The organism is Anabaena sp. CCY 9910 (assembly GCF_963920875.1).
In the GTDB taxonomy this organism is placed as follows: domain Bacteria; phylum Cyanobacteriota; class Cyanobacteriia; order Cyanobacteriales; family Nostocaceae; genus Trichormus; species Trichormus variabilis.
In genome coordinates this window covers 1-7,816 of record NZ_CAWUDJ010000085.1, presented here as the reverse complement: position 1 = coordinate 7,816, position 7,816 = coordinate 1, and the positions used below count along the sequence as shown (strand labels likewise).

Below are 7,816 nucleotides of genomic sequence, written 5' to 3'. Positions count from 1 at the left end.
TATTGTGACCAAGGTTGGGACGGTCTACTACTTCCCTCAATATACAAGGTTGGGTTGAGGAACGAAACCCAACATTTCCGTCGTTTTGTTGGGTTACCCTGCGGGAACGCCAAGGGCGAACGCAAAGCCTTGAAATATTTGTTTTGTTTCCAAATCTGTAACTCAATCCTGAGTCTGAGTATTTATTAGCTAACTTGAGACTACAAGATTTACTGATATTTTTCAATCAATATTTTATGCTACAACACTTTTACCACCAAGCCTTATTTAAATCAACTATTATCGGATGTTTGCTTTTTTCTAGTTCGCTAATTCCCTTACAATCTAGCGTTGCTAATCCGCAAATTTTGACTACACCACAAGCAAAGACGATCGCTCAACAAGTGCTTCAAGATGCGATCGCTAAAGAGAAACTTGATAATACTGCAAAAGTCGTTCAAGTTGCTCAAATTGGTAAGGGCGATATATGGATGTACAATCCTGTACCTTACTGGAAAATTGCGATCGCCGATCAGCATAAAAGTTTGGTCTATTTCACCACTGATAATGGTAACTTTAGAGTCTTGATGCAAATGAACGGACAAAACACCCATTCTCTGGGAAAACCTGCCGAAGAAATTCCGCCAACCGCAATGATCACAGCAGCGATTCAACAGGCGAAACAGTGGGGCTATCCTGGAGAACCCCCATTAACTAATATTTCATCTGCAAAGACAACTTGGGCAAGTGGTTGTGAAAATATTTCTGCCCCTTATGCTTGCGATCCGATTATTAATAAAGGCTGGAAAATTACTATTCCCCACCAACGCCAAAGTTGGGTATTTCGGGGTGAAACAGCCGACGATTTACAATTGATTGCACGTACTAATCCTGTGATTGAACGCGGTTTACCGATTCCGGTGGTTAACGAAATCAAGAGTATTGCCAGCAAACACTTGCAAATATTACCCTCAGTTGTTCTGATTACGACAATCGAGCCTCAAACCTTTACTGATAGCTGTTTAGGATTAGGTAATTTAGCCCAATCCTGCGCTCAACAAACAATCCGGGGCTATCGGGTAACGGTGGCGGGAAAGCCCCAAGCACGGCAAATATACCGGATTAGCAGTGATAAAGCTTATCTTCGCACCGAAGCGATCGCTGGACTTCCCAACCGCACTGATGACTTACCAACTGCGATCGCTCGCACAGTATTCAACGCCGCCAAATCAGACTTGAAAAAACCCATTGCTAATCTCAGCATTTCCCAAGTTGAACCAAGATTCTATTGTTTCCGCAGTCCCACGGCTGCACCCAATGAACCTTGCATATCAACGCAGCGCCTTGACGGTTGGAATGTCACGGTGACAAATTTTCAGAAATCACTGACTTACACTGTTAATCTCAGTGGCAAGATTCTTAGCAAAAAATAGCTGATACCAATTCAAAATTCAAAATGGAGAAAGTGAGACTCAACATACTTTTTAGTGTTTACATCTGTATCAAATTTTTTGTGAATTGGTATGAGTACTGAGTATAAATCCATTAAATACAAGGCTTTTAGTAATTAACACGCCCTAATTTAAGTAAATACGAATATACAAAATAAGCTTATGATGCTCACACAATACCTGCGGCGAGTGAAGCTATCGCTTGCTTTGATTATTGCTTCTCAACTCATTTATTCTGTTCCCATTTATGCGGCAGATGCTAAAATAACGATTTCTAAAGCTTGCCGTGTAGAGCTAACTGGTGAAAGTACCCGACGCTGGAATGAAATTTCTGGAATGTCTCTAACTTATACGCTCCCTTCAATCACCAGAGAGCTAGAAAATGCTCAACGGCGAGGAGATACAAGTTTCACAACCCAGACATTAGATTTTGCTATCAAGACAATTACTACTCAAATACAATCACTGACACAGAAGGATAATCCAAAACTTGCTACCATTCTCGATCAAATCGTGGTCTTAGCTAAACCTTTACCGAGTGGGTATAGTCTGGGTAAAACTTATGTCTTGACGGAATCTGCGATCGCCTATGGAAAAATTGGCCAGTCCACCAAAGGAAAACAAACGCTACAGCTTGCGTCTGAGTCGGTATCAGGAATTCGCAATACTCCTAAAGATTTAATTGCGGCGCACATTCGCCTTGCAGAAGGGTGGATTGCGCTCAACCAAACGGCGGAAGCTGCATCTTCCCTCAACTATGGGTTTGAGCAAACTATCAAAAATCTGAAAGATATCTATGCACGACGTGAGTCTTTGTTAAAACTGGTTAATTTATATGCCCAAATTAACCAACCCACAAAAGCTTTAGAGGTGCTACAGCAACTTTCTCCTCAAGATTACGATCCCGATATTACAGTAACTCAGATTGCTGCTACCTACTTTAAAGCTAAAGACCCAGTAAAAGCAAAGCAATTACTCGATCCATTGCTCAAAGCAGCACTAGCAATTAAAGATGTGGAACAACGAGAAATTAAATTAATGACTTTGGTGCTACACTATGCCCCCAGTGGAGATTTAGGGCGATCGCAGCAAATTGTTTCCCTAATGAAACGCCCTAATTCTTTTCGGGCTAGAAGTTGGTTGACAATTGCCGCAGAAGGTCGCAAATTTAACCAGCCAGAAATTCGCGAATCTGCGATCGCCCGTTTAGTTGCTGATGCCAAAGCCGCTAAAATAGCCGATCAGTTTGGCGGACGCTACGATAATGAATGGTATGGCGAGATGTCAAATTTATCTGAAACTCGCGGCTATCAGCCAGAACTCAAAGCCTTAATTGCTGAACTGCGTGCGGTGAATCTCTTGGGAATTGTCCTGAAAGATTTGATTGCTAATAAGCAGTTTGCAACTGCTCGGCAAATATTACCACGTCCGATGATAGTGCAAATGGATGCAGGCTATGTCGATGAAACCGATCGCTGGCTGGATAATATTGCCATAGCCGCCCTTGAAGCCGGACAAACCCAGGATGCAAAAGCTAGAATTGCTGGGGAAAAAACCGATGTGCGGCGATTGCTGCGGTTTGCTCAAGCTTTCCATCGCCGTGGTAATGTTGCTGTTGCCGATCAATTATTCACTCATAGCCAAGTAATCGCTAATAGCATTTCTGCTTTACCTACCACTATCACAACTCATGCTGCGATCGCCAATGCTTTGATTTCCACCAATCGTCCAGCCGATCAGGTATTGAATCGAATTGTCAAACTCATACAAACAGAAAAAGCATTGCCACAGCAAGCACAATTATTGCTATCAATTAGTTCAGAATTTGCCGCAACGCCATCAACTTATTTTACACTGGCAGAAAGATTAAAGTTACTTCAGCAAGTAGACTTTGCTACCTTAGCTGGTAATCAAGCGATCGCCAATCGTCAGCCAGAGGAAGCATCCCGTTTCATGGGTTACGCCGGGAGAAATCCTAGCGAAAAGTTTGACTTTGCTTTACGAGTTGTGGAACTGAATCTGACTCAAGGCAATTTCACAAAAGCGCGATCGCTCCTCGATATTCCCATACAAACCCTCCGCAATGCCCCAGAGTCTTCCTTACCACCGATTGCAGAACGTTCTCGTGTCTGGGGGCGGATTGCTTTAAATCTAGTGCGTACAGGAGATACTAAAACTGCGATTGCCATTGCTCAGAATGTCACACTATCGCCAGAACGCGAACAATTACTACAACGCTTACGCTGTTATCAAGACTGAGACATTGCATTTCAGTTTTAGAGAGCGAAGTGTTGATTCAAGCGATTTGCTAAGTTCAAACAATGTCAATTTCTTAGACTCCTCAATTCCATTCACAACTCTTTTTTCAAAGAATGCGTCGCAAAGTTATGACCACAATAGCGTTGATCATCCTTTGGTCAGTTTTAGTGATCGCGGTTGTTCTCGCCGAAGCATTTTGGTTTGCACGTCCAGCCGTGCAGCCTGCAAATTTAACAGCGATCGAAACTTATTTTGTTCGCAAACTCAGTCATGCGAGTGATCGAGAACTCGGCAGTGCCGCTCTCATTCTGATTCAAGATGGCAAAATTGCGACAACGCATCAATTTGGCATTGCGAATGCAGAAACAAAAGCTTCTGTAAAGTTAGATCAGACGCTTTATCAACTTGCATCGGTAAGTAAACTCGTTACTGCATGGGGAGTGATGAAGCTGGTCGAGGACGGTCGGCTTGCTTTGGATCAACCGGTCAGTCGTTACCTGACTCGCTGGCATTTTTCAGACAGTGAGTATCGCGACAAGGTGACCGCTCGGCATCTCCTCAGCCACACTGCTGGATTAGATGATTTGTTTGGCTATGCTGGCTTTTTACCAGGCGAAGAAATTCAGACCCTCGAAGAATCGCTGACGTTAACACGAGACATAACATCTGGCACCCCTCGTGGCGTAATCATTTCAAGAGAGCCAGGGAAAAATTGGTTGTATTCTGGCGGGGGCTATACTGTTTTGCAACTCTTAATTGAGGAAATCACTCGCCAGCCCTTTGCAGACTACATGGCAAAGTCTATTTTGAAACCCTTGGGAATGGAGAAATCGAACTTTGATTGGCAGGCGATCGTGGATGAAGGTCGCGCCGGGGATTTAGCCACCAGTTTTGACGAAAGACTCAACCCTAGCCCTCCGCGCCGCTACACAGCTACAGCTGCGGCATCGCTTTACGCAACGGCTCAGGACATGGCTCTATTGCTTCAAGCTTATACCCGACAGAATCCAGTCCTGAACCAAAAAACGCTGATGCAGATGATGACTCCTCAGCCTGGAGCGCATCAAGATTGGGGATTGGGTCACGCGCTTTATGTTACTAATGGGGCTGATGGTTACGTAGTGGGGCATGATGGAGGGAATCTTCCTGCTTTGGGGCATACTGTACGAATCAATCCTGCAACGGGGAATGGTATAGTGCTGATGATTTCAGGAAACTTAAACTTGTCCAGTGCATTAGGAGATGACTGGGTTTTCTGGGAAACAGGTCAGTTGACAGTGAATGCAAGATTGAGAATCTTGAGTGATCGTTTAGTGCCAGCAGTTGTGGGAATGGGGTTGGGAGCGATCACTATAGTGCTTTGGAAGTTGATTAAATAGGTCGTCAACGATAACCATTCGCCTCGGTTGTGTAGATTCGCCAAAACTCAAGCAGAATCCTTGGGGGCAGCAATCGAGAACTCGACTCCAGCAACTACTGCCAGTGGGTCAGTCGGTGCAAGTTCGGCAAATAGAGCGCGATAGGGAGAGCGATTTTTTTCGGGGGAGATGGGCAACAATTAAGCAGGGGCCTTAAACATCAATCATCCCAAAGACCTTGAAACTTGGTAGACGCAAGTTCGGTGTAACGAACGGTATGCTGAATATTTTTATGCCCCAAGTAACTCTGAATTGTTCGGGTATCAACGCCTCGATTCGCCAGATAGTAACCTGTTCCATGCCGCAGCATATGAGCATGAATAGGGAAAGGCAAACCAGCTAACTCACCAGCCCGCTCAACAATGCCGGCGATCGTATCATGTGCCAACGGGCCAAGTCGAGAAGACTGGAAAATATAGGGACTAGCAGGATAATCTCGTTGCAGATGACGGAGAGAGCGAATCTCCAAACCGGAAAGGGGTTGAACCGAGGGTGTACCTTTTTTGACTCGCTTCACGTAAATTGTGCCACCATTCCAATCTATTTGCTCCCATCGCAAAGATGCCACCTCTGCCACTCGCAATCCGTGACGGTAGATCAACAGAATTAGGGTTGAATCTCGGTGAGCGTGGCGACCTTTGGATTTTTTGATAGCTGACCGCATCAACTCAACTTCTTCTGGTAACAAATGCTCCCTAGTCCTGACAAAGGAATATTTGCGAAAGTTAGGCGATTGACGTTCTTGTTTTTCGGTTTTACCAACTTTCAATGGTTGGAGAGTTTGTGGTGTCATGACTCAACCCCCTGAAAAACTTGGGGTATATGAGCTAATTTTACCAACTTAAGCTCTAAAGTTGGTAAGCACATAGACATAAAAAACAGTCCAGCATTTTACGGTGAATCTTCAATGGCGAGTAATTTAAATTACTTTTAATACTGAGAATTTAAGCGACTTGAGATAGTTCTTGAGAAGGCTGGCTATCTACTCTAAAACCAGGATACCATTGCTGGAATTTGCTTTCTAACTCTTCATTGAGAACTAAGATTCTGACCTGAAGCAGAAGATGAACACCTTTAGGAGTCCAGCGCATCTGCTGTTTCTTGACAAACCGCTTGCTAATGACTTGATTAACTGTTGATTCCACAAATCCAGTGGCTATGGCTTCACCATTTCGCCAACGTTCTCCATAGTTTGGGATATAAGACCCATTGTTGGAAATATAGCTCTCAAACTCCCGCACCATTTTAAACAGTTTTTTTAGCTCTATTCGGCTATTACCATCAAAAATGACGATTTCTAGGTCGTCCACAAGGTCTTTTATCAGTTGCAATGCTCTGAACAAGTTTCCATGCCACAGATACCACTTAATCCGTTCCAACTCTTTGGGTATGTCAGTATCAAGTTCAGTATCTTTTTTGCTAAGTCCTTTTGCCGTCTGATTCATTACTGTCAGCCGCATGGTGATATGAAACCAATCCAGGAGATATTCTGCGTTGGGATTGAGATAAAGCTGTAGTTCGCGTATCTTCTCATCACCATCTGAGAGGAAAGTTACTTGTTGATTCATCTGCATTCCTTGAGATTTCAACACCTCAAAGATCCGACGCTGGGGTTTGGTATCGTAAGAATAAACTCCCCCAAATCGCTTTGATGTACCGTCTGCTTTTATACTCTTACCAACGATAACTTCAAAATTACCTTTGGAAAGTGATTTTTTGTCGTAAGAACGAACATATCCGCCATCCATTCCCAGTACCAAAGGTAAATCAGGTCGGGGCAATTCATCCCAATCTCTGGGACAGCCTTCAATGTATCCTCCTTTCTCTTCCCCCAACTCGTCTTCTAAGCGTTGACCAATTGTGTGTAAGTTATTCCGTATTGCTGTAGTGTTTATTTCACCTTCTATTGGTAATACTTCCTGTAATAGTTTCGCAGATAGTCCATAAGACATCAAAGACCCAAACTTGGATTCCAGATACAATAGTTCTCTTGAGGTGCGTTCTGGTAGTAAATTGGCTATTGGGTTAAAGCTACGGGTTGGTTGCTCCTGACACGGGCAGTGAAATAGTCGAGGGCATTGGAGATGCAACTTGCCAAACAATGTGCGGTATACAATTGTACGCTTGTCTTTATGCAACAGTTTCTTACTACAGTGCAAACATGATTCCTGTTGAAGAGAATACTCTGCTACTTGTTGCTCGGCTAGGGCGTGTTGGAGACTTTGTAGTAATGTTTTGGCTTCTGCTAGTTTTAGTCCCAAGTTTTCTGGCTGTAAAGCACCGCGCGAAATCTGCATAATTTCTTGCACAACTTGGGAATCTCCATTATCTGACTCCACAACTATTTGGATTTTGACTTTCACACTATCCTCTGCTCAAATAACATTTGTTTATCCCCAGCCACATATTGCTGTAAACGTTGGTTTATTTCTTGGCGGTCAAAATGGTTAACCATTAACCATTGACGTAGTTCGTATATTTCTTCAATATTGCCAGGTATATCACCTTCTTCCACAATTTCACTGAAGCGATTTGCTATGTGTCTTACTGAGTATTCCTGTTTTTGTGCCATGAACTCCCACGGGCCACCGCAGTCTTCTGGAGGGCAAGCGCGTTTACCATCAATGCACACTGGATAAAAGCAATTTGATTCTGCAATACCGTTGCCAAAATAAGAGCATGAAGAGGTAGGGCGTTTCGTAGTAGAGT

The 7,816-nt window shown here is 43.7% G+C and carries 8 protein-coding genes; 4 read left to right on the top strand and 4 right to left on the bottom strand.

Annotation, left to right across the window (positions count from 1 at the left end; translation table 11 throughout):
- The 4 genes from ACM5QX_RS29005 to ACM5QX_RS28990 form a co-directional block, all read left to right on the top strand.
- The coding region (locus tag ACM5QX_RS29005; RefSeq protein ID WP_414756672.1) for a hypothetical protein at window positions 1-189 on the top strand (189 nt) is incomplete at its 5' end.
- A gap of 47 nt (window positions 190-236) precedes the next feature.
- Window positions 237-1,412: a hypothetical protein gene (locus tag ACM5QX_RS29000; protein ID WP_414756671.1), complete on the top strand. Its 1,176-nt coding sequence runs from the start codon at window positions 237-239 to the stop codon at window positions 1,410-1,412.
- A 180-nt stretch (window positions 1,413-1,592) separates the two neighbouring features.
- Window positions 1,593-3,689, top strand: a complete 2,097-nt coding sequence (locus tag ACM5QX_RS28995; protein ID WP_414756670.1) for a tetratricopeptide repeat protein — start codon at window positions 1,593-1,595, stop codon at window positions 3,687-3,689.
- A 128-nt stretch (window positions 3,690-3,817) separates the two neighbouring features.
- A complete protein-coding gene (locus ACM5QX_RS28990; protein ID WP_414756669.1) occupies window positions 3,818-5,068 on the top strand; it encodes a serine hydrolase domain-containing protein in 1,251 nt (416 codons plus the stop codon).
- A 47-nt stretch (window positions 5,069-5,115) separates the two neighbouring features.
- Here ACM5QX_RS28990 and ACM5QX_RS28985 read toward each other — a convergent pair whose 3' ends face one another.
- From ACM5QX_RS28985 to ACM5QX_RS28970, 4 genes are all read right to left on the bottom strand, one after another.
- Window positions 5,116-5,247 carry a hypothetical protein gene (locus ACM5QX_RS28985; protein WP_414756668.1) on the bottom strand — a complete coding sequence of 44 codons (132 nt, stop codon included), beginning with the start codon at window positions 5,245-5,247 and terminating at the stop codon, window positions 5,116-5,118.
- A gap of 20 nt (window positions 5,248-5,267) precedes the next feature.
- A complete protein-coding gene (locus ACM5QX_RS28980) occupies window positions 5,268-5,900 on the bottom strand; it encodes a tyrosine-type recombinase/integrase (RefSeq protein WP_414756667.1) in 633 nt (210 codons plus the stop codon).
- A 151-nt stretch (window positions 5,901-6,051) separates the two neighbouring features.
- Complete coding sequence (locus tag ACM5QX_RS28975) at window positions 6,052-7,470, bottom strand: ISKra4 family transposase (RefSeq protein ID WP_414756666.1); 1,419 nt, start codon at window positions 7,468-7,470, stop codon at window positions 6,052-6,054.
- The coding region (locus ACM5QX_RS28970; protein WP_414756665.1) for an IS1096 element passenger TnpR family protein at window positions 7,467-7,816 on the bottom strand (350 nt) is incomplete at its 5' end. The genes ACM5QX_RS28975 and ACM5QX_RS28970, both read right to left, overlap by 4 nt.

Bases quoted from the DNA above. Each gene is read 5' to 3' on its own strand.
- ACM5QX_RS28990 (WP_414756669.1), top strand. From the start codon at position 3,818: ATGACCACAATAGCGTTGATCATCCTTTGGTCAGTTTTAGTGATCGCG.
- ACM5QX_RS29000 (WP_414756671.1), top strand. From the start codon at position 237: ATGCTACAACACTTTTACCACCAAGCCTTATTTAAATCAACTATTATC.
- ACM5QX_RS28980 (WP_414756667.1), bottom strand. From the start codon at position 5,900: ATGACACCACAAACTCTCCAACCATTGAAAGTTGGTAAAACCGAAAAA.
- ACM5QX_RS28995 (WP_414756670.1), top strand. From the start codon at position 1,593: ATGATGCTCACACAATACCTGCGGCGAGTGAAGCTATCGCTTGCTTTG.